Here is an 18,225-nt window from a genome sequence, read left to right as displayed (position 1 = left end):
AACTGCAACGGAGGTATCGGAGATGACCCCTGACCTGTTCAATACCCGCATCGTCGAGCCGACGCTGCAGTTCATGGCGGCAAGCCCGAGCATCGGCATCCCCGTGACGGATGCCGCCCGCGTGGAGGTGATGGCGATCGCCGGGCAGGAGAGCCGCTGGAAATACCGCAAGCAGATCGGCGGCCCGGCGCACAGCTACTGGCAGTTCGAGCGCGGCGGCGGCGTGGCCGGGCTGTTCAGCCATCCGGCGACCAAGCTCAAGCTCGGCACGGTGTGCGCCGCCCTCGACATCGAATACGACCCGGACGTCGTCTACCAGGCGATGATCTGGAACGACACGCTGGCCTGCGCCATGGCGCGGCTGCTGCTCTACAGCGATGCCGCGCCGCTGCCGGCGGTCGGCGACAAGGAGGCGGGCTGGGCCTACTACCAGCGCACCTGGCGGCCGGGCCTGCCCCATCCCGAGGCGTGGCCCGGCGTCTACCAGCAGTCGCTGGCGGCGATCGGGCGGGCCTGATGTTCGCCTTCCTCGGCACCATACAGGCCAAGATCATCGCCGGCCTGCTCGCCGTCGCGCTGGTCGGCGGTGCCATCGTCTACATCTACGGCAAGGGCGAGCGGGCCGGTTCGAGCGAGATCAAGGCCAGGGTCGCGACGGAGACGGTCAAGACCCTCGACGCCGCCCGCATTTCCAAAGAGAGGACCGATGAAGAAGTGCACCGCACTCCTTACGACGATCGCGCTGACGGCCTGCGCTGAGGGCGCGCCGGTGGTGACCACCGTCGACACGCTGTGCGTGGTGACGACGCGCTACCACGCGACCGATGCCCAGGTCGCCGCCTTCAAGGCCGACAAGCCGCTGTGGGAACCGCTGGTCGACTGGCTGCTGGGTTTCAACAAGGAGCGCGACAAGCGCTGCCTCAAGCCGACGGAGGGCCCGTGATGCCGATCCCCGAGGGCGACATCGTCTACAACAGCACCGTGCCGCTGGAGATCAACCGCTCCATGCCGGGGCTGGCGGTCACGGCCGGTGCGGCGGCGAACTCCGTGGCATTGCCGGAGCCGAGCTACAGCAACCTCGGCGACATCATGACCGTCTACTGCGAGGACGGCGTGGACGTGTGGTTCGCGATCGGCGCTGCGGGCGATCTCGCGACGTTCGCCTCGGTCGTGGCGCCGGCCGGCCCGCCCTCCATCTACCTGCTGGGCCGCGACATCCAGGGCGCGACCCACATGTCGTTCCTGATCCGCGAGGGCACCGCGCGGGTGACGGTCAACTTCTTCCGCCGAGGGCAGTGACGGCGTCCAACCGGGCTCGCCGGGAGGGCATTTTCGGGCGGTTCGCGTCCAACTCGCGACGTGGCGAAAGTGCAGGCCGGCGTGCGTTTTGCGCTGTTGGACAGTGCCTACTCTTAATCAGCGGGTCGTAGGTTCGAGCCCTACTGCGCCCACCATTCGCCGGAAGGATAGAGAGAAGCCCTGCATTTGCGGGGTTTTTTGCTGGGCAATCAGTTAGCTCTTTAACTAAGTATTTCTTCCTGATACTTAGCCATATGGAACAGTATTCCAAGCGGCTGGACGGCGTCTTCCAGGCGCTTGCCGATCCGACGCGGCGGGCCGTGCTGGGGCAATTGAACAAGGGTCCGGCCAGCATCAGCGAGCTGGCGAAACCGTTCGGCATGGCGCTGCCGTCGTTCATGAAGCACATCCGCCTCCTCGAGGAGAGCGGCTGGATCCAGACACGCAAGGTCGGCCGCGTGCGGACCTGCAGCCTGGAGAAGAATGCGTTCATGGCAGCCAATGCGTGGCTGTCCGAACAGCGCACCCTGTGGGAGGCGCGCTTCGATCGGCTCGATGCATTGGTGGAAGGAAGGAACGATGAGTGACGGCAAGCTTGATCTCGAGATCGTGCGCCTCGTCGCGGCGCCGCGCGCGAAGGTGTGGCGGGCCTGGCAGGATCCGGAAATCCTAAAGCAGTGGTGGTGCCCCAGGCCGTGGAAGACGGAGGTGCGCGCCCATGACTTCCGCAGCGGCGGCGCCTTCCATACCTTCATGAGCGGCCCCGACGGCGGCGAGAGCGATAATCCCGGGGTGTTCCTGGAGGTCGTGCCGATGGAGCGCATCGTCTGGACGTCCATGCTCCTCGGCGGTTGGCGCCCCGCGACGCCGTGGCTTCCCATGACCGGGATTTTCCTCCTGGCCGACGAAGGGGCCGGCACCCGCTACACCGCGCGCTGCCTCCACAGGGACGATGCCGATCGCAAGAAGCACGAGGAGATGGGCTTCTTCGACGGCTGGGGCACCATGATCCAGCAGATGGAAGAGGTCGCCCGCGCCCTGCCGTGAGGCGGCGCGGTCAGGCCCGTCCCGCTTCGACCTCGCGCTGATGGTAGAGCAGGTCGAGGACCAGGCCGCGATGGCCGAGGGCGCACAGGATGGTGTGTGCCTGGCCGCGATGATGGGTCTGGTGATTGAAGAAATGGGCGAGGGCCGGCTCGAGGGCCTGCACGAATTCCTCCGGCGTCGAGACGCGGCGATAGCGGATCGTGCCGGCGAGCTGCGCCTCGGTGAGGCCGTCGACATAGTCGACGATGCGCCGGTCCTCGGCCTCGCGCGTGCGCCGCAGGTCGGCGAGCTGCTCGTGATGGATCATGTCGAGCCGCTCGGGTGAAGGTCCCTGGCCGGTGAAGCGGTGCATCCAGACCCAGTCGGCGGTGAGCAGATGATTCAGCGTGCCGTGCATCGACTTGAAGAAGGCGCCGCGGTCGGCACGGTAGTCCGTATCGGAAAGCTCGGCAGCGGCGTCGTAGAGGCGGCGGTTGGCCCAGGCGTTGTAACGGGCAAAGGCGGCGTAGTGGGCTTTCATGCCGCCATCATGTGACAGCGGAGACGGGCGGCAAGATTGATTCAGCCGCTCAAGCTTCTTTGTCGATAGGACGGCGGCACAGGAGACATCTCATGCTCTTCCGGACCGCGAGCCTCTGGCTCGCTCATGCGCATGAGCGAGCCAGAGGCTCGCGGTCCGGAAGAGCATAAATGCATCTTTTCTTGCTTCCTGCTCTCAGCCGCAATAGCCGCGTTTTCCCGCATCTCGCAGCCACAACCGCACCAGATGGCGTTTGCGCTCGCGCTCCGGGAAGTCGACGAACTCCGTGCGGGCGTGACCCGTCGCTCGGTTGTTGACGTATTGGATCTGGCCCGGCGCAAAGCCCAGCTCGACATGCAGCTCGGGCTGATCGAACACCGACTGCACGGCCGAGAGTGCAGCGGCCGTCTCGTTGTCCAGCCGCTCGCCGCGCAGCTCGTAGCCGGCGTGGATCTCTCCCAGGGCCAGCCGCGCCTTGATCGTGCCGTCCGCGCCGCGCTCGAAGATCGGCGCGGCGTAGGTGGTCGGTTCGCCGGCGTGGTGCTCGGCATGGCGATCGTACCAGAATGGCTGGTAAAGCCGCGGCATGAGCTCGGGATAGCGCGCCTGCAATGCCTCGTGGACGGTGGCGACGCTCATCACCTGGCTGACGCCGCCCTGCTTCGCGGGGTGCAGGCAGAGCAGGCAGACATATTCCGGTGGCGTCTCATTGTAGGAATTGTCGTTGTGAAAGCGCAGGTCGACGTTGGTCACGGTCGGCCGGATGCCCGAGCCGGGCTTGAGCGTCGCGCCGGTGTCCGTCACGTCGAAGAACATCTGCCCGGTGATCTTCTGCGCCACCGGCCGTGCCAGCAGGCTCGACATCAGCCAGTAGAGCTGGATCGCCTCATCGCGCGTCACGTCGTCCAACGGCAGGCGGTCCAGCACCGCGAACATCGGTCCGTCCTGGGTCCTGCGGCGGACCTCGTCCATCGTCGCGCGGCAGCTATCGAGCGCGAAGTCCTTGGGATCGAGCAGGAAGGTCGGCACCGGCGCACGGCGGATCTCATCGCGCACGGCAAGCAGCTCGGCGACCGCGATGTCGGGCAGCGGCACGATCCAGTCGGCCGGCGCGATCGTGTCGCGTGTCCAATTCCGTACAACGGCGCCCATCAGCGTTCCTCCCCAGCAATCAGGCCATAGAGCATGACGCCATGCCATTGGCCATCGACCAGCCAGCGGTCGCGAAGCGGCCCGCCCTCCAATCGAAACCCCAGCCGCTTGGCGAGCGCCGCCGACGGCTTGTTCTCGGGCCGGATCAAGGCCTCGACCCGGTGCACCTTCAGCGTGTCGATCAGGTAGCGCAGAAGCGCCCGTCCGGCTTCGGTCATGTAGCCCTTGCCCTGCGCCTCGGGCCGGATCAGCCAGCCGACTTCGACACGGCGCTCGCGCAGGTCCCGCCGGAAATAGTTGATCATGCCGACCACACGCTTGCCCTTCTTCTCCTCGACGGCCCAGATCATGTAATGCCTCGGGGCGCCGGTGATGTGCCAGCGCATCATCTTGCGGGTGCTGTCGAGCGAGGGGCTCGGTTCCACGCCCCAGTAGCGCAGGTTTTCCCCATCGCCATACAGCGTATGCACCGCCTTGAGGTCGGTGGCCCGGAAGGGCCGCAACCGCAGCCGGTCGGTCTGCAGAATCGGGGCTGTCTTCGGGGTCCTCGCCATGCGTTACACTAGCCGTGGAGGTCTTCATGACCAAGTGCATCGGCATCCTCACCAGCGGCGGCGATTGCGCCGGCCTCAACGCCACCATCCGCGCGGTGGCGCTGCGCGCGCACCACGGCTACGGCTGGAGGACGATCGGCATCAGCCATGGCACGCACGGCCTGCTGCATCGGCCGGTGGCAGCGGAGCCGCTCGACCCGGCGCGGCTGGGCGCGGCGCTTGCCCGCCAGGGCGGCACCTTTCTCGGCACCACCAACCGAGGCAACCCGTTTGCCTTCCCGATGCCCGACGGCACGATCAGGGACCGTTCGGCCGAAATGGTCGAGGGCCTGCGCGAGCTGCACCTCGACGGTCTGATCGGCGTCGGCGGCGACGGCAGCCTGGAGATCCTGCGCCGCCTGATGTCGAAGACCACGCTGCCGTTCATCGGGGTCCCGAAGACCATCGACAACGATGTCGGCCAGACCGAGCGAGCGATCGGTTACTCGACGGCCGTCGCCATCGCCACCGAGGCGCTCGATCGGCTGCAGCCGACCGGCGCCAGCCACGAACGGGTCATGGTGCTGGAGGTGATGGGCCGCGACGCCGGCCACATCGCCATCGCCGCCGGCATCGCGGGCGGCGCCGACATCGTGCTGATCCCCGAGGTGCGCTGGCGCCTCGACCATGTCGTCCGTCGTATCGCCACCCTGCGCCGCGCCGGCCGCACGTCGGCGCTGGTGGTGGTCGCCGAAGCGGCGGGCGACTCGCACGAAGAGGGCGCGCGCGGCGACGCGAGCGTCGGCGAATGGCTGGCGCATCGGCTGATGACCGCCACTGGCGCGGAGGCGCGCGCCACGGTGCTGGGCCACGTCCAGCGCGGTGCCCAGCCCACGGCGGAGGACCGCCTGCTCGCCGCCGCGCTCGGCGTCGGAGCGGTCGACCTGCTGGCCGCCGGCAAGGCCGACCGCATGGTCGGCTGGTGGAACCGCACCGTCATCGACGTACCGCTTGAGAAGGTCGTTGGCCGCTCCCGCACCGTCGATCCGGACGGCGCCCTGCTTCGCACCGCCCGCGCCCTCGGCATCTGCCTCGGCGACTCCGCCTGAGTTTCTGCTTGCCAAGCTCTTGCTGGGAGCGCGGGTCTCCAGACCCGCTCAGGATCATGAGCGGGTCTGGAGACCCGCGCTCCCAGCAAGAGCGGCGGCTGACAGCCAGAAGACTTCGCCTTCGCTCTGCTCGGTATCGAGCCAGACGAACGGTGCCTTGGGATAAGCCCGTTCGAGTGGTGCGCGGCCGCGGCCGATCTCGCACAGCAGCGCGCCGCCCTTGCGGAGTTGCCGCGGCGCCTCGGCGAGGATCCGATGGACCAGGTCGAGGCCATCGGCGCCGGCGGCCAGCGCCATGCGCGGTTCGTGCCGGTACTCCGGGGGCAGCATCGCCATGCCACCGGCATCGACGTACGGCGGGTTGCCGATGATCAGGTCGTAGCGTGCCGCGCCGAGCGGCTCGAAGAGATCGCCGCGATGCAGTGTGATGCGGTCGCCCAGCCGGTGCGTGGCCACGTTGCGTCGCGCGAGGGCAAGGGCTCCCTTCGAGAGATCGACGGCGTCGATCGTCGCACGCGGGAAGGCGAAGGCCGCCAGGATCGCGAGGCAGCCGGAGCCGGTGCAGAGATCGAGCACTCGCTTCACCTTTCCCGGCTCGATCGGCAGCACCTCATCGGCCAGGATGTCACCGATGAACGAGCGGGGAATCAGGGCGCGCCGGTCGATGTGGAAGCGCACGCCGCGCATATAGGCGGCGCCCAGGAGATAGGGGGCGGGCACTCGCAGGCTCACCCGCGCATCGATCAGCGTCAGCAGCCGCGCGCGCTCGGCTGCCGTGGGCTTGAGATCTAACCACGGATCGATGTTGTGGATCGGCAAGCGCAACGCCTCCAGCATCATGAACGCGGCCTCGTCCACGGCGTTCGTCGTCCCATGGCCATAGGCCAACCGCGCGGCGCGGAAACGTCGCACCGCGAGACGGAAGAAATCGCCCAGAGTAACGAGAGAGGGTTTTGCGGCGGTCACCATGCGGCTCTAGATTACTCTACATGAATCGCCGCGCCTTTCTTTTCGCGAGCCTCGCCGCGTCCTCGACGTGGTCGGGGATGTCGTGCGCCACGCACGCGGCCTCGGACATCCAGCTCATCTACATCGGTGGCCAGGACTGCGGCGGCTGCAAGCGCTGGCGGGCAAACGCCCATCCGCGCTGGCTGGCATCGGAAGAGATCCAGAAGGTAAGCTATTTCGAGATCGAGCCGATCACCCTGAAGGACGCATACGACGAGCGAAGCTGGCCGCGGGGCTTGCGGGCGGTCTTGGCGCAGGTTCCCCACAAGTCGGGGACGCCCCGCTTCCTGATCGTGCAGGACGGCAGGATCGTGTCGAACCAGCTCGGTGTCTCCGCGTGGACGAGCACGCTGGCCGACCTCAAGCAGCTCATGGAGTGATCGAATGGTAGCCGCGCTCGACGGGCTGGTGGTCCTCGACCTGACGACGCACCTGTCGGGCCCGTTCTGCGGCATGCAGCTCGCCGACATGGGCGCCGATGTCATCAAGATCGAGAGCCCGCAGGGCGATTCGATCCGTGGCGCGCCGCCATTCGTCGAGGGCGAGGGCGCGCCCTTCATGCTGTGGAACCGCAACAAGCGCGGCATCGTGCTCGACCTCAAGGCGGCCGATGATCTCGAGATTTTCTGGGACCTGGTCGATGGTGCCGACGTGGTGCTGGAGAATTTCCGTCCCGGCGTGCTCGACAAGCTCGGCATCGGCTGGAGCGCGCTGCACGCGCGCAACCCGCGGCTGATCCTCGGCTCGATCTCGGGCTTCGGCCAGACGGGGCCTTACGCCAGGCGCGGCGGCTTCGATCTGGTGATCCAGGCGATGTCGGGGCTGATGTCGGTGACGGGGCCGAAGGACGGCCCACCCTATCGCATCCCGCTCGCCATCTCCGACGTGGGCGCCGGCCTTTATCTCACCATTGGCGTGCTGTCGGCCTTGCAGGCGCGGCACAAGACGGGCGAGGGCCAGTGGGTCGAGACCTCGCTGCTCGAGGCGACGGTGTCGCTCGGCGTCTACGAAGCGGCCAACTATTTCGCGACCGGCGTGCGGCCGGAGAAGCTCGGGCAGGGCCATCGCGGCTCCTCGCCCTACCAGGTGTTCCAGACCAGCGACGGCTGGCTGACGATCGGCGCGGCGCAGCAGAATTTCTTCCGCAAGGTCTGCGAGCTGATCGGCAAGCCGGAGCTGCCCGACGATCCGCGCTTCAAGACCAATGCGCTGCGCGTAAAGAATAACGGCGAAATCGTCGCCCTGCTTCAGGCAGAGATCGTCAAGTGCTCGACCGCCCACTGGATGGCGGCGCTCGAAGCCGCGGGCATTCCCGCCGGCCCCGTGCTGCATCATGACGAGGTCTTTGCCGATCCGCAGATCCTGGCACGCGGCATGGTGGCCGAAGTCGAGCATGCCAAGGCCGGCAAGCAGAAGACGCTCGGCGTGCCGATCAAGATGTCGGCGACACCGGGCGGCGTGCGCCGCGCCGCGCCGACGCTCGGCCAGCACAATGCCGAGCTGAAGAAGAAGAAAAAGGCAAAGGGAGAGAAATCATGGCCCGCGTCGCAGGAGTCCTCGCAGCGCTCGCGTTGATGCCGGCCGCCGCATCGGCGCAGAACGGTTACAGCTTCCTCGATTCTGCACAGTCGCCGGTGCGCTACAGCGTGGCGGGCACCAAGGCGGCGATGCCGTGCGCAGCGGTCGCTCACCTCGCCTGGGCGTCGATGACCATCCTCTCTGCCCGCGTGATTCCCGCCGCCGATGGTGTCCCCGAGCATTGCCGCGTAGCGGGCATGATCGCGCCGGAAGTGCGCTTCGAGCTCAACCTTCCGGCCAACTGGAACCGGCGCTTCTACATGCATGGCAACGGCGGCTTCGCCGGCGAGAATCCGGAGTCCGGACCGCGGCTGATGGTGCGTGCCAATGCGCTGAAGCAGGGTTTCGTCGCCGTCCAGACCAACACCGGCCACGATGCCGCCGCAGAGCCGCTGGCCAGCTTCGCCGCCGACTACGCCAAGCGGGTCGACTATGCCTTCCGCGCCGTCCACATGACGGTGACCGAAACCAAGAAGATCGTCGCCGCCTATTATGGGCGCGCGCCGGCCTACTCCTATTGGGACGGCTGCTCGACCGGCGGCCGCCAGGGGCTGATCAGTGCCCAGCGCTTTCCGGAGGATTTCGACGGCATCCTGGCCGGCGCGCCGGTCCTGAACTTCGTCGACACGGTGACGCAAAGCCTGTGGAACGGCCAGGTGCTGAGCGAGACTCCGGTGTCGCTCGTCAAGCTCAAGCTGGTCGCCGATGCGGCCTACGCGCGCTGCGATGCCAAGGACGGCCTGAAGGACGGGCTGATCGACGATCCGCGGCGCTGCGACTTCGATCCGGCGCGCGACGTGGCGCAATGCCCGGCAGGACAGGATGGCGACAACTGCCTGACGCCGGCGCAGAGCGCGGCGGTCAAGAAGATCCACGAAGGGCTCAAGGTCAACGGCAAGCCGCACCTGTTCGGCTATCCGGTCGGTGCCGAGGCGACCGGCATGTCCTTCACCGCCGGCGGCACGATGACCAGCGGCTGGGACATGTGGCTGACACCGCGCGCCGGTCGGAAGTCCAACCAGCACGCCTATGGCGACAGCTTCGTGCGCTACTGGTCCTCGCCCAAGGCTGATCCGTCGTTCGATTCGACCAAGTTCGACTTCGACAAGGACATGGCGAAGTTCGCCGATGCCCGCACGCTCCTCAACGCCACCGACCCCAACCTCTCTTCGTTTCGCGCGCGCGGCGGCAAGCTGCTGATGTATTTCGGGTGGGCCGACACGGCGCTGCCGCCGCTGATGGGCATCGACTATTACGAGAAGGCGGTTGCCGCCAACGGTGCCGACACACCCGACTTCTTCCGGCTGTTCATGGTGCCGGGCATGTTCCATTGCCGCGGCGGTGTCGGACCGGATCGGCTCGACGGGCTGACGGCCCTGATCAACTGGGTCGAGAACGGCACCGCGCCGGCCACGATCACCGCCACGCAGGTGACGGACGGCAAGCCGGTCCGCACGCGTCCGCTCTGCCCCTATCCGCAGGTCGCGCGCTACTCGGGCTCGGGCAGCCCCGACGACGCGGCCAACTTCGCCTGCAAGGCGGCCGACTGACGCTGGCGCCGGATCACGAGGACTGATCCGGCGAGCAGCAGGGCGACGCCGAGCGCGGCTGCCGCGGCGAGGCCGGTGTGCCGCTGCACCAGGTGCTTGATGCGCTTGGGCCAGTAATCTCGCGCCGCGTCGAAGTCGGGATGCGGACATTCACGGCCGAAGAGCTTGGCCCAAGGCTGCAGGGGCCCCGTCGCAATGTAGCGGCGATAAATGCTCCTGGCGCGGTCCGCGTCGTCACTGTCGAAGGCGAAGCGGGTGGCCCAGCATAGTGCCGCCGCGTAAGCCTGCGATCCTTGCGGCAACAGGTCTGCGGCCTCGAGCGCGCGGTCGGCGGCGATGACGCGGTAGTGGAAGCGCCGGTTCGGATCGGGAGCGCTCGCCGCGAATCGTGTGGTTTCATCCGGCCCGAGCAAGGGGTCGCGCGTGTCGGTGCGGGTCGTGGTGTCGACAATCCCGCGCGGGCTCTGCTGGCCGTAGCCCCAGCTGAAATTGCCGTCGACCGCGGCCACGTCGGGCGGTCCCTCGGTGCCCAGCAGCTCCATCCCGCGCTTGCGCGAGAGCATGGCGACGTTGAACAGGGCTTCGGCACGCGAGATGTTGCGCCAGCGCCAGGTCGGTTGCGCCGCCTCGATCGCCTCGGCGTAGATGCGCGCCTCGGCGGCGAGCCGTACCTCGCGCTCCGCGGGATCGTCCGACCAGCGGTCGAGCGATGCCGGATAATATGGAAGCGCCTCGGCGATCCTTCCCTGCCGCGCCAGCCGACGGGCAAGCAGTGCGCGCAGGTCTTCGGTGCGATCCCTCGGCGGGGGCTCGTCCGACGAGGTGCGCCGGGGTTTCGGATCGGCGGGGGGCAGGCCATCGACGAAGCTCTTCAGCTCGCCGACGGTCAGGATGCGCTCGGCGACATAGGCGACATCGCCCCAGTAGGTTTGCGCGGCTGGAAACAGCAGTCGCAGCGAGTCCTCGTAAGCACCGGCGCTCAGCTTGGCGACGGCAGCTTCGCCGCGCAGGCGCGTGCGCGTTTCGTCGTCGAGATCGCTGGCATCGCCGGCCTTCTGGCTGGCCGTCAACGCCGCGGTCCAGTCGCGCACGGCCGCCTCCCGATCGCTGTGACGAAGGGCGAGCTTCGCCCGCACCCATAGGCCGAGCGGCCGATCGGTCTTCGCGGTCAACCGTTCGGCGACGTCGTAGCGGCCGGTCTGGTAGGCGAGAGCGGCCAGGCGGTCGATCTCCTCGCCGGCTGCCGGCGTGGGCAGCCTCAGCGCCGCGTCGATCACGCTCGCGCTGACCACGTCGCTGCTTTCCTCGTCCCACGGCCCTTCGCGCGAGACGGCGTAGGCGACGAGCAGCCGCCGCGTCAGCGGGTCTTCGATGATCCGGTCCAGTACGTCGGCGTCGGCGACCAGGAGCGACGCCACCTGGCGCAGCGACAGCAAGGCGATCTTCGATTCGCGCGCGGCCTGTTCGGCATAGAGCCGCACGGCATGGCTGATGAGGGATGACGCCTTCGCAGGATCGTCCACGACCTCGATCGGCCATGGCGCGGGGGTGATCAGCCCCGCCTCGACAAGGTCGACCCTTGCCTCTTCGCCGAAACTTGCGACCGCGAGGCCCATCGGGTCGGGGGCGCCGGCCTCGGCATCGGCGCGGGCGGCCTGGAAGGCGCCGCGCGCAGCCGCAGCCTCGCCCCGAAGCTGATGGATGCGGCCTTTCATGTAAGCCGCAGCGACCTGGCGGATCTTGCTCTGCTCCGGCGGTAACGCATCGATCGCATCGAAATAGGCAGCCGCCCGATCATAGCGCTCGGCCCGGAACTCGACGGCGCCGGCAATGTAGTTAACCACGGCGGACGGGAGGCCGGCCCCTGCAGCCAGTGCCGCGGGGCCATCCGCGGCAGCGCGCGCGGCCTGCAGCTGCTGCCGGAATGCTTCGGCGGTCCGCCGCTCGGCGGGAAGATCGGTCGCAAGCGCCTGCCACGCCCCGGACTCCGCCTCGTGCCGCTCGATCACGACGATCTCCGGCTCGGGCGGCGGCATAGGGCTGCTGTCGGACTGTTCCACGGCGCGCAGGGTGTCCCGAGGCGCTGCTACCAGGCGGCCGGCGTCGAACGAGAAGCCGAAGGCGACCGGCTCGGTCATGGTGGTGTGGCGGTCGTCGAGCAGTTGCCAGGGAAAATCAGGGCCGCAGGCGAGCGCGCCGCCCACCGCCGCGACGGCGACCAGCGCGGCGAGGGCAATCTCATGGCGCGGCATCGAGATGCCTCCGAGGTTCGGTGCAGCGTGCCCAGCCGATGACGCGCGTGCGGTGCGGGCGAAGGCGGCCGGTGCCACTACCTTCCAGCGCAAGCGGTGCGCCATCGACCAGGCGGAAGCCGTTGGCGCCGTCGGCCAGCGTGCACGCCGGATCGAGCTGCACCCGGCGCGGGACGGTGGCATCGATCGCCCCGTCGTTGGACAAAGTCACGGTCCAGAGATCCGCGGCTTCGGCCGGCACGAGCGACGCGCTCAACCGCGCAGGCGGCAAGCGATCTGTCAGGACGGCGCGCCAGGTCTCGTGGCTCCAGGCGCGCCTGTCGGCGTCGGTCGGCAGCCGGAACCATGCGATGCCGATCAGATTGTCCGGGGCGGCACGCTGCATCGCGTGCAGGAAGGCGAGGATCGCGTCGGGCGCCGCGCGCAACGTTTCGCCCGGGGCGGCACCGGTCAGCAGCGGGACTTCGCCCTCGACGCTCGCCAGGCCGCCGTCGCGGCTCCAGGTCACGCGCACATCATAGGCGGGGAGCGCCACCCGGAACGGACGGCCGATGCGGCGGGCGAAAGCTCGCACCCTGCTCTCCGCCAGGGTCGGGTTGAACAGGCCCCGGCGGGGATCGTCCACTGCGTGGACCTGCAGCACCACTTCGTCGAGTGGCGGGACCAGCCTCTCCAGATCGGCCGAATTCATCCAGGTCGGCAGGGCGGTGATGGAGAGCTCGAGCGACGCCGGCAGCCGCATCCTCAAGCCTGAGAGGAAGCGCGCATAGGTCGAGAGCTTCGATGTGGGACAGTCGTAGTCGATCTCAACGCCGGACAGCGGGCCATCGGCGCCAGCAACGATCGCAGCGGCTTGGCCGAGCAGCGCCGGCATGCGCTCTTCATCCAGCCGGCCGTCTATCCGCAGCACGGCGATTATCGGCCGGCCTATCGCGCGGAGTTCACCCCACGGGATGGACGCCTTGGACCAATGTCCGGACCGATCGGCTTCGGCCAACAGAATGCGCCAGCTCCGCACCAGCTCCGCGGAACGTTGCGCCGCTGCCACGACCTTGGGAGTCCAGATCCGCTGCCAGACGTAAGCGTCGTGCGGCAGGGGTGCAGCGCGCGTGCTGGTCTGCAACGTCGATGCCGACAATCCGACCACGCACAACATCAACGCAACGACCAACCTCATCGGGCGCCATCATATCAGCCGGCGCCCGAGTGGTCTGCATCCGCCGGATGAAATCAGCCCCGACGGTCGGGTTTGCCGTCGCCGTCGCGATCGCGATTGTTGCCGCCGTCGTGCCGATAGCCACCGCCTGGGCCGGGCCTCGGTCCGTTGTTGTTGTTCGCCTGCGGCGGCGGATTGTTCGGCCGATCCGTCCGCGGCGCTTGGCGGCGGTAATCCTTGTCGTTATCCCGGCCACCCCAGCGATGATCGTTCCAGCGATCGGGCTGACGCACCGGCACCGGGGTCGGCACGGGCACGTAGCGGGTCTGGGTCACGACCGTGGGCTGGGGGTTGTAGTAGTAATTGTTCACAGGGGCCGGCCGGCTGTAATAGCTGCCGCTTGATGGATAGTAGGCGTTCGAATAACCGCTCGGATAGGCGTTGCTGTAGCCATAGCCGCCATTATAGCCGTAGCCCTGGTTCACCGACTCCACGCAGCCCGTGGTCGATGCCACCAGCACCGCCGCGACGAGCCATTTGACGTTGCGCATTTCGCCCTCCTGAGGGGAGCCCCTGTATCGGTCTTTCCCTTGCAGGACATACGCAGCCGACCAAGGCGCGGGGTGACTTAAATGTGTCAAGAAAACCGCCGCTCCTCACATCGACGTGAGGAGCGGCGTCCTTGCGGCCTGTTTAGTAGCGCGGCCGGCTTTGGTAGCGGTCCGGCACGCCGTCGCCGTTGGCGTCGCGGTCGTAGCGGTTGGGAACACCGTCACGGTCGGCATCGCGGTGGGCGGAGTTCCAGTAGTTGCCGCTGCGCGGGGCGTTGTAGCCAGTGTTTGGATAGTACCGGTTGTCCTCGACGCAGCCCGCCGTGAGCGTGACCACTCCGAGGGTGGCGATGAGCCATAGGGTCTTTCCCATCTTTAACTCCATCGATTTCAGCCCGTCTGAGGGGACGGTGATGGAACGAGATACGCAGGGGAAAGTGCCAACATCCCGGTGACTAAAATAAGTCGTTGGAGGGGAACCTCACACCTGCTGGGAGCGCGGCTCTCCAGAGCCGCTCTTCCTCGGCTGCCACATCTCATGAGCGGCTCTGGAGAGCCGCGCTCCCAGCGTGCGACACAATCAAGATGTAACGGGCTTTAGAGCGCCCCCGGTGCCGGGCCCTTGCTCGCCTTGGCATCGAGCTTCGGCGGATGGGTCACGATCGACTTCAGCGCGGGTGTGGGTTTTTCAAGCTTCCTGAAGTTGGGAAGAGGCCGGGCGAGGCCGGGGATGGCCTTGAACGCCTGCTCCATGGCGTGCGCCGCGCCCAGCACCTCGCCGTCGCCGCGGAAGCGGCCGACGACCTGCAGGCCGAACGGCATCTTCATGTGGTCGAGGCCGCAGGGCAGCGATACGGAGGGATTGGTGGTCAGCGTGACGAAGTACTTCGTCGCCATCCAGTGGTAGTAATTGTTGAGCTTCCTGCCATCCATCTCGTCGAGGTAGAGCTGCTTCCACGGGAAGGGCGTGAAACCGACCGTCGGGCCGATCACCAGGTCGTAATCCTTGTAGAGCTCCTGGAAGCGGCGGAAGATCCGGGTCTGCTCGGCATGCGCCCAGGCGAAGTCGGTGAGCGTGAGCTTCGCGCCGAGCTCGTAGTTGGCGATGATGTTGGGCCCGAGCAGCTCGCGCTTGTTGGTGTAGAGTTCCTGGTAGCGCGACAGGAAGGCGACGGCGCGGATCACGTCGAAGCAGCGGTCGGCGCCGCCGTAATCGACCTCCACCTTGTCGAGCCGGGCAAAGAGCGGCTTCATCGCCTTGATCTTCTCGCGGAAGGTGACGCGGATGCCCTTTTCGACCGGCGCGCCGCCGAAATCCTCGGTGTAGGCGACCTTGAGGCTGCCGAGATCGACGGGCCACGGCTCGGCATAGGCTTCCGGCTCGAGCGGGAAGCTGAGCGGATCCATGTCGTGCTGTCCGATTTGCGTCGCGAACAGCAGGCAAACATCGGCGACGCTGCGGCCCATCGGTCCGAGCACGGAGATCGGCGTCCAGCCGAGCGCGCGACGTTCGACCGCGACCATGCCGGGCGAGGGGCGGAAGCCGACCACGCCGCAGAACGAGGCCGGATTGCGCAGCGAGCCGCCGGTGTCGGAACCGGTGCAGACCGGCAGCATGTCGGTCGCGAGCGCCACCGCCGAACCGCCCGACGAGCCGCCGGGGTTGAGCATCGGATTGAACGGATTGCCGGAGGCGCCCCACACCGGGTTGCGGCTGTTCGAGCCGGCGCCGAATTCCGGCACGTTGGTCTTGCCGACAACGACGGCACCGGCGGCGCGCACACGCGCGACCATGACGTTGTCGTGGTTGGGCACGAAGTCGCGATAGAGCGGCGAGCCGTAGGTGGTGAGAAGGTCCTTGGTCTCCTCGAGGTCCTTGATTCCGGTCGGCAGGCCGTGCAGCAGCGGCAGGTCCTCGCCACGACGCACCGCCTGCTCGGCGGCTTTCGCTTCCTTGCGGGCGCGGGGGATGCACATCGCAGTGACCGCATTGACGGCGGGATTGATCCGCTCGATCTGCTGCAGGCACGCCTCGAGCAATTCGACAGGCGAGATCTCCTTGGTGCCGATGCGCCGGCGCATCTCCACGGACGAGAGCGCGAGCAGTTCTTCGTTGGCCAATTCTTTGCTCCTGGTTTGTCGATTGCGTCCCTGTCGATTACGGCCTGTGCAGGCGCACGGGCTCGCGGGTCACCGTCCGCCGACCGCGCTTGAAGGCAGCCAGCACGGGCGCCACGGTGCGCAGCGCCATGATCGCATCGGGCGCGTCCAGCATCACCAAATCGGCGGGATTGCCGACGGCGACCCCGTAGTCGTCCTGTCGCATCAGGCGCGCGGCGCTCGACGTGGTCATGTCCCACAGCGCGCGCACTTCGTCGTCGTTGCCGCGCTGGGTGACGATGCCGTGCATGTTGACCTGGCGCAGCAGCTGGCCGTCGCCGAACGGCGTGAACGGGTTGAGGATGTTGTTGGAGGCGACGGAGCAGGTGACGCCGCGCTCGGTGAGGAAGTTCAGGTCGACCACGTTGCGTGGCACGTTGTGGTCGGTGTGGCGGCCGCCGAGATAGAGATCGGTCGCGGTCAGCACCGTGGCGGCGACGCCGGTGTCCGCCATGCGCCGGGCAACCTTCTCGAGGTCCTTGAACGGCATCGTCGCGAGCTTGCCGACATGGCCGACGGCGACCCGGCCGCCCCATTTGTATTTCTCGGCGAGGTCGCAGACCAGCAGCGTATCGAGCTCCTCGGCCGACGCGCCGCTGTCGAGATGCATGTCGATGTCGACATCGAATTCGCGTGCCATCTCGAAGACGCGCCGGATCTGCGCCGCGCGGTCGGTGTCGTAGTTCGGCGCCGCGCCGACGACGGTCGCACCGTTCTTGAGTGCGGCGACCATCAGCTCGTCGGTGCCGGGATTGTTGGTCAGCCCCTCCTGCGGCATGACGCAGAGCTCGATGTCGATCGCCCACTTGTACTTGTCGATCAGCGCCTTCACGCCTTCGAAGCCGCGCAGGCCGACCTTGGGGTCGACTTCGACATGGGGACGCATGCGTGTGGCGCCGTGGCCGATGCATTTCTCGATGGTCGCCGAGGCGCGCTCGAACACGTCCTCGACGGTGAAGGTGTGCTTCACGGCCGACACGCGCTCCATCGCGAGATGGGGGTTGCGCCTCTTTGTGTGTTCGCAGCGGCCGAGAATGCAAGCCTTGTCGAGATGGATGTGGGTATCGACGAAGCCTGAGCAGACCAGCCGGCCGCCTCCCTGCACTTCCTCCCTGGCATTGCCGCCGAGCTTCGGTGCGATGGCGGCGATGCGCCCGTCCTGCACGCCGACGTCGGTCGAGGGTTGATCGGACTTGAAGTCGACAAGCCGTACGTCGCGCAACACGAGATCGAAATCCATCGAAAATTCTGCCCCCATTGATGGCGGCACACATGTTGCACCACACTGCTCTGCATTTATAGAAGGTTCGTCGTCCATGCTCTCTCGACGGCAATTCGTCATCGCCGCCTCGGCAGCGTCCGCGATCGCCCCGCGCATCGCGTCGGCGCAAGCTTCCTGGCCGTCGAAGCCGATCCGCTGGATCGTCAACTTTCCGCCGGCCGGCGCCGCCGACATCCTGTCGCGCACGCTCGCCGAATGGTTCGGTACGCGGCTCGGCCAGCCGATCGTGGTCGAGAACAAGCCCGGCGCCGGCGGCATGGTAGGTGCCGACATCGTCGCCAAGGCACGTGGCGACGCGCACATCGTCATGATGTCCAATGCCGCCTCGCACGGCATCGGGCCGGTGCTCTACAAGGACGTGCCGTACGACGCCTTGGCGGATTTCCTGCATATTCACCTGGTCGGCACGTTCCCGACGGTGCTCGCGGTCAACGGTTCGTCCCCGATCACCACCGTGGCACAGCTGATCGAGCAAGCGCGCGCAAAACCGGGCGAGGTTACTTACGGCTCGGGCGGCAACGGCACGATGAACCATCTCACCGGGCAGTTGCTCGCACGCGAGTCGGGCGTGCCGCTGACGCACATTCCATATCGCGGCTCGGCGCCGGCGATGAACGATCTCATGGGCGGCCAGATCGTGGCGCTCATGGAAAGCCTGCCGACGGCAATCGGCTACTTCACCTCCGGACGCATGCGACCGCTGGCGGTGAGCGAGAACGAACGCTCGCCATCGCTCCCTGACGTGCCAACCTTTCGCGAAGCGGGATTTCCGGGCGTCGTGACGACCAACTGGTTCGGCTTCTCGACGCCGGCCGGCATTCCGCCGGAGGTCGCCAAGCGCTGGGAGACCGAGATCGGCGCCGCTCTGCAAAGTTCCGAGATAAAGGAGAAGTTTGCAAAGATCGGCGTCCGGCCCGGCACGCTGGGCCCTGAAGGCTACACCGCCCTGATCCGCAGCGAGCTTGCGCGCTGGCGCGACGTCATCACCGCCGCAAACATCCGCGCGGACTGAACCCCTGCGAGTGCAC

21 protein-coding genes are annotated in these 18,225 nt (G+C 67.4%); 11 read left to right on the top strand and 10 right to left on the bottom strand.

What is annotated here, in order from left to right; genetic code table 11:
* Positions 1 to 22: 22 nt before the first annotated feature.
* The 6 genes from ACQY8M_RS38815 to ACQY8M_RS38790 all read left to right on the top strand — a co-directional run bounded on the left by ACQY8M_RS38815 (position 23) and on the right by ACQY8M_RS38790 (position 2,346).
* Positions 23 to 517, top strand: coding sequence for a hypothetical protein (locus ACQY8M_RS38815; protein ID WP_428668015.1), 495 nt, complete (start codon positions 23 to 25; stop codon positions 515 to 517).
* Positions 517 to 759, top strand: coding sequence for a hypothetical protein (locus tag ACQY8M_RS38810; RefSeq protein ID WP_428668013.1), 243 nt, complete (start codon positions 517 to 519; stop codon positions 757 to 759). The genes ACQY8M_RS38815 and ACQY8M_RS38810 overlap by 1 nt, the downstream gene beginning before the upstream one ends.
* A 10-nt stretch (positions 760 to 769) precedes the next feature.
* Positions 770 to 943: a hypothetical protein gene (locus tag ACQY8M_RS38805; RefSeq protein ID WP_428668011.1), complete on the top strand. Its 174-nt coding sequence runs from the start codon at positions 770 to 772 to the stop codon at positions 941 to 943.
* Positions 943 to 1,299 (top strand): hypothetical protein, encoded by a 357-nt coding sequence (locus ACQY8M_RS38800; protein WP_428668009.1) that lies wholly within the window; start codon positions 943 to 945, stop codon positions 1,297 to 1,299. The genes ACQY8M_RS38805 and ACQY8M_RS38800 overlap by 1 nt, the downstream gene beginning before the upstream one ends.
* Before the next feature lie 254 nt (positions 1,300 to 1,553).
* Positions 1,554 to 1,886, top strand: a complete 333-nt coding sequence (locus ACQY8M_RS38795) for an ArsR/SmtB family transcription factor (RefSeq protein ID WP_428668007.1) — start codon at positions 1,554 to 1,556, stop codon at positions 1,884 to 1,886.
* A complete protein-coding gene (locus ACQY8M_RS38790) occupies positions 1,879 to 2,346 on the top strand; it encodes an SRPBCC family protein (protein ID WP_428668005.1) in 468 nt (155 codons plus the stop codon). The genes ACQY8M_RS38795 and ACQY8M_RS38790 overlap by 8 nt, the downstream gene beginning before the upstream one ends.
* Positions 2,347 to 2,356: 10 nt before the next feature.
* Here ACQY8M_RS38790 and ACQY8M_RS38785 read toward each other — a convergent pair whose 3' ends face one another.
* From ACQY8M_RS38785 to ACQY8M_RS38775, 3 genes are all read right to left on the bottom strand, one after another.
* Positions 2,357 to 2,866 (bottom strand): DinB family protein, encoded by a 510-nt coding sequence (locus ACQY8M_RS38785; protein ID WP_428668003.1) that lies wholly within the window; start codon positions 2,864 to 2,866, stop codon positions 2,357 to 2,359.
* 195 nt (positions 2,867 to 3,061) lie between these two features.
* Positions 3,062 to 4,018: a TauD/TfdA family dioxygenase gene (locus ACQY8M_RS38780; RefSeq protein ID WP_428668001.1), complete on the bottom strand. Its 957-nt coding sequence runs from the start codon at positions 4,016 to 4,018 to the stop codon at positions 3,062 to 3,064.
* Complete coding sequence (locus ACQY8M_RS38775; protein ID WP_428667999.1) at positions 4,018 to 4,572, bottom strand: GNAT family N-acetyltransferase; 555 nt, start codon at positions 4,570 to 4,572, stop codon at positions 4,018 to 4,020. The genes ACQY8M_RS38780 and ACQY8M_RS38775 overlap by 1 nt, the downstream gene beginning before the upstream one ends.
* Before the next feature lie 26 nt (positions 4,573 to 4,598).
* Here ACQY8M_RS38775 and ACQY8M_RS38770 point away from each other — a divergent pair, with 26 nt between their 5' ends.
* The gene (locus ACQY8M_RS38770; RefSeq protein ID WP_428667997.1) at positions 4,599 to 5,660 is read left to right on the top strand and encodes an ATP-dependent 6-phosphofructokinase; all 1,062 of its coding nucleotides are present in this window, start codon (positions 4,599 to 4,601) and stop codon (positions 5,658 to 5,660) included.
* A 54-nt stretch (positions 5,661 to 5,714) separates the two neighbouring features.
* Here ACQY8M_RS38770 and prmB read toward each other — a convergent pair whose 3' ends face one another.
* Positions 5,715 to 6,629, bottom strand: coding sequence for a 50S ribosomal protein L3 N(5)-glutamine methyltransferase (prmB, locus tag ACQY8M_RS38765; protein ID WP_428667995.1), 915 nt, complete (start codon positions 6,627 to 6,629; stop codon positions 5,715 to 5,717).
* Positions 6,630 to 6,649: 20 nt separating this feature from the next.
* On the opposite strand from prmB, the gene ACQY8M_RS38760 reads away from it, so the two are divergent.
* The 3 genes from ACQY8M_RS38760 to ACQY8M_RS38750 are packed head-to-tail and all read left to right on the top strand — an operon-like array spanning position 6,650 to position 9,796.
* Positions 6,650 to 7,048, top strand: coding sequence for a hypothetical protein (locus ACQY8M_RS38760; RefSeq protein WP_428667993.1), 399 nt, complete (start codon positions 6,650 to 6,652; stop codon positions 7,046 to 7,048).
* 4 nt (positions 7,049 to 7,052) lie between these two features.
* Complete coding sequence (locus ACQY8M_RS38755) at positions 7,053 to 8,243, top strand: CaiB/BaiF CoA transferase family protein (protein WP_428667991.1); 1,191 nt, start codon at positions 7,053 to 7,055, stop codon at positions 8,241 to 8,243.
* Positions 8,204 to 9,796: a tannase/feruloyl esterase family alpha/beta hydrolase gene (locus ACQY8M_RS38750; RefSeq protein ID WP_428667989.1), complete on the top strand. Its 1,593-nt coding sequence runs from the start codon at positions 8,204 to 8,206 to the stop codon at positions 9,794 to 9,796. The genes ACQY8M_RS38755 and ACQY8M_RS38750 overlap by 40 nt, the downstream gene beginning before the upstream one ends.
* Here ACQY8M_RS38750 and ACQY8M_RS38745 read toward each other — a convergent pair.
* From ACQY8M_RS38745 to ACQY8M_RS38720, 6 genes are all read right to left on the bottom strand, one after another.
* Positions 9,736 to 12,048: a hypothetical protein gene (locus ACQY8M_RS38745; protein ID WP_428667987.1), complete on the bottom strand. Its 2,313-nt coding sequence runs from the start codon at positions 12,046 to 12,048 to the stop codon at positions 9,736 to 9,738. The two genes, ACQY8M_RS38750 and ACQY8M_RS38745, sit on opposite strands and share 61 nt — an antisense overlap.
* Positions 12,035 to 13,225 (bottom strand): DUF3142 domain-containing protein, encoded by a 1,191-nt coding sequence (locus ACQY8M_RS38740; RefSeq protein WP_428667985.1) that lies wholly within the window; start codon positions 13,223 to 13,225, stop codon positions 12,035 to 12,037. Before ACQY8M_RS38740 ends, ACQY8M_RS38745 begins: the two co-directional genes overlap by 14 nt.
* Before the next feature lie 53 nt (positions 13,226 to 13,278).
* On the bottom strand, positions 13,279 to 13,755 hold the full coding sequence (locus tag ACQY8M_RS38735) for a hypothetical protein (RefSeq protein WP_428667983.1): 477 nt from the start codon (positions 13,753 to 13,755) through the stop codon (positions 13,279 to 13,281).
* Positions 13,756 to 13,897: 142 nt separating this feature from the next.
* Positions 13,898 to 14,128: a hypothetical protein gene (locus tag ACQY8M_RS38730; RefSeq protein ID WP_428667981.1), complete on the bottom strand. Its 231-nt coding sequence runs from the start codon at positions 14,126 to 14,128 to the stop codon at positions 13,898 to 13,900.
* 224 nt (positions 14,129 to 14,352) lie between these two features.
* The gene (locus tag ACQY8M_RS38725; RefSeq protein WP_428667979.1) at positions 14,353 to 15,876 is read right to left on the bottom strand and encodes an amidase; all 1,524 of its coding nucleotides are present in this window, start codon (positions 15,874 to 15,876) and stop codon (positions 14,353 to 14,355) included.
* 37 nt (positions 15,877 to 15,913) lie between these two features.
* On the bottom strand, positions 15,914 to 17,155 hold the full coding sequence (locus ACQY8M_RS38720) for an amidohydrolase family protein (protein ID WP_428667977.1): 1,242 nt from the start codon (positions 17,153 to 17,155) through the stop codon (positions 15,914 to 15,916).
* A 76-nt stretch (positions 17,156 to 17,231) separates the two neighbouring features.
* Between ACQY8M_RS38720 and ACQY8M_RS38715 the strand changes: the two genes are divergently transcribed.
* Positions 17,232 to 18,209: a Bug family tripartite tricarboxylate transporter substrate binding protein gene (locus ACQY8M_RS38715; protein WP_428667975.1), complete on the top strand. Its 978-nt coding sequence runs from the start codon at positions 17,232 to 17,234 to the stop codon at positions 18,207 to 18,209.
* The last annotated feature ends 16 nt before the right edge of the window (positions 18,210 to 18,225 follow it).

The organism is Reyranella sp., from assembly GCF_965279465.1.
Classification (GTDB): Bacteria; Pseudomonadota; Alphaproteobacteria; order Reyranellales; family Reyranellaceae; genus Reyranella.
Note: the sequence above shows the minus strand (reverse complement) of the source record. Positions and strands in the feature narration are given on the sequence as shown.

What these genes read in the sequence shown, in the direction of transcription:
- ACQY8M_RS38815 (WP_428668015.1), top strand. Translation starts at nt 23, where the DNA reads ATGACCCCTGACCTGTTCAATACCCGCATCGTCGAGCCGACGCTGCAG.
- ACQY8M_RS38810 (WP_428668013.1), top strand. Translation starts at nt 517, where the DNA reads ATGTTCGCCTTCCTCGGCACCATACAGGCCAAGATCATCGCCGGCCTG.
- ACQY8M_RS38800 (WP_428668009.1), top strand. Translation starts at nt 943, where the DNA reads ATGCCGATCCCCGAGGGCGACATCGTCTACAACAGCACCGTGCCGCTG.
- ACQY8M_RS38795 (WP_428668007.1), top strand. Translation starts at nt 1,554, where the DNA reads ATGGAACAGTATTCCAAGCGGCTGGACGGCGTCTTCCAGGCGCTTGCC.
- ACQY8M_RS38790 (WP_428668005.1), top strand. Translation starts at nt 1,879, where the DNA reads ATGAGTGACGGCAAGCTTGATCTCGAGATCGTGCGCCTCGTCGCGGCG.
- ACQY8M_RS38785 (WP_428668003.1), bottom strand. Translation starts at nt 2,866, where the DNA reads ATGAAAGCCCACTACGCCGCCTTTGCCCGTTACAACGCCTGGGCCAAC.
- ACQY8M_RS38780 (WP_428668001.1), bottom strand. Translation starts at nt 4,018, where the DNA reads ATGGGCGCCGTTGTACGGAATTGGACACGCGACACGATCGCGCCGGCC.
- ACQY8M_RS38775 (WP_428667999.1), bottom strand. Translation starts at nt 4,572, where the DNA reads ATGGCGAGGACCCCGAAGACAGCCCCGATTCTGCAGACCGACCGGCTG.
- ACQY8M_RS38770 (WP_428667997.1), top strand. Translation starts at nt 4,599, where the DNA reads ATGACCAAGTGCATCGGCATCCTCACCAGCGGCGGCGATTGCGCCGGC.
- prmB (WP_428667995.1), bottom strand. Translation starts at nt 6,629, where the DNA reads ATGGTGACCGCCGCAAAACCCTCTCTCGTTACTCTGGGCGATTTCTTC.
- ACQY8M_RS38760 (WP_428667993.1), top strand. Translation starts at nt 6,650, where the DNA reads ATGAATCGCCGCGCCTTTCTTTTCGCGAGCCTCGCCGCGTCCTCGACG.
- ACQY8M_RS38755 (WP_428667991.1), top strand. Translation starts at nt 7,053, where the DNA reads ATGGTAGCCGCGCTCGACGGGCTGGTGGTCCTCGACCTGACGACGCAC.
- ACQY8M_RS38750 (WP_428667989.1), top strand. Translation starts at nt 8,204, where the DNA reads ATGGCCCGCGTCGCAGGAGTCCTCGCAGCGCTCGCGTTGATGCCGGCC.
- ACQY8M_RS38745 (WP_428667987.1), bottom strand. Translation starts at nt 12,048, where the DNA reads ATGCCGCGCCATGAGATTGCCCTCGCCGCGCTGGTCGCCGTCGCGGCG.
- ACQY8M_RS38740 (WP_428667985.1), bottom strand. Translation starts at nt 13,225, where the DNA reads ATGAGGTTGGTCGTTGCGTTGATGTTGTGCGTGGTCGGATTGTCGGCA.
- ACQY8M_RS38735 (WP_428667983.1), bottom strand. Translation starts at nt 13,755, where the DNA reads ATGCGCAACGTCAAATGGCTCGTCGCGGCGGTGCTGGTGGCATCGACC.
- ACQY8M_RS38730 (WP_428667981.1), bottom strand. Translation starts at nt 14,128, where the DNA reads ATGGGAAAGACCCTATGGCTCATCGCCACCCTCGGAGTGGTCACGCTC.
- ACQY8M_RS38720 (WP_428667977.1), bottom strand. Translation starts at nt 17,155, where the DNA reads ATGGATTTCGATCTCGTGTTGCGCGACGTACGGCTTGTCGACTTCAAG.
- ACQY8M_RS38715 (WP_428667975.1), top strand. Translation starts at nt 17,232, where the DNA reads ATGCTCTCTCGACGGCAATTCGTCATCGCCGCCTCGGCAGCGTCCGCG.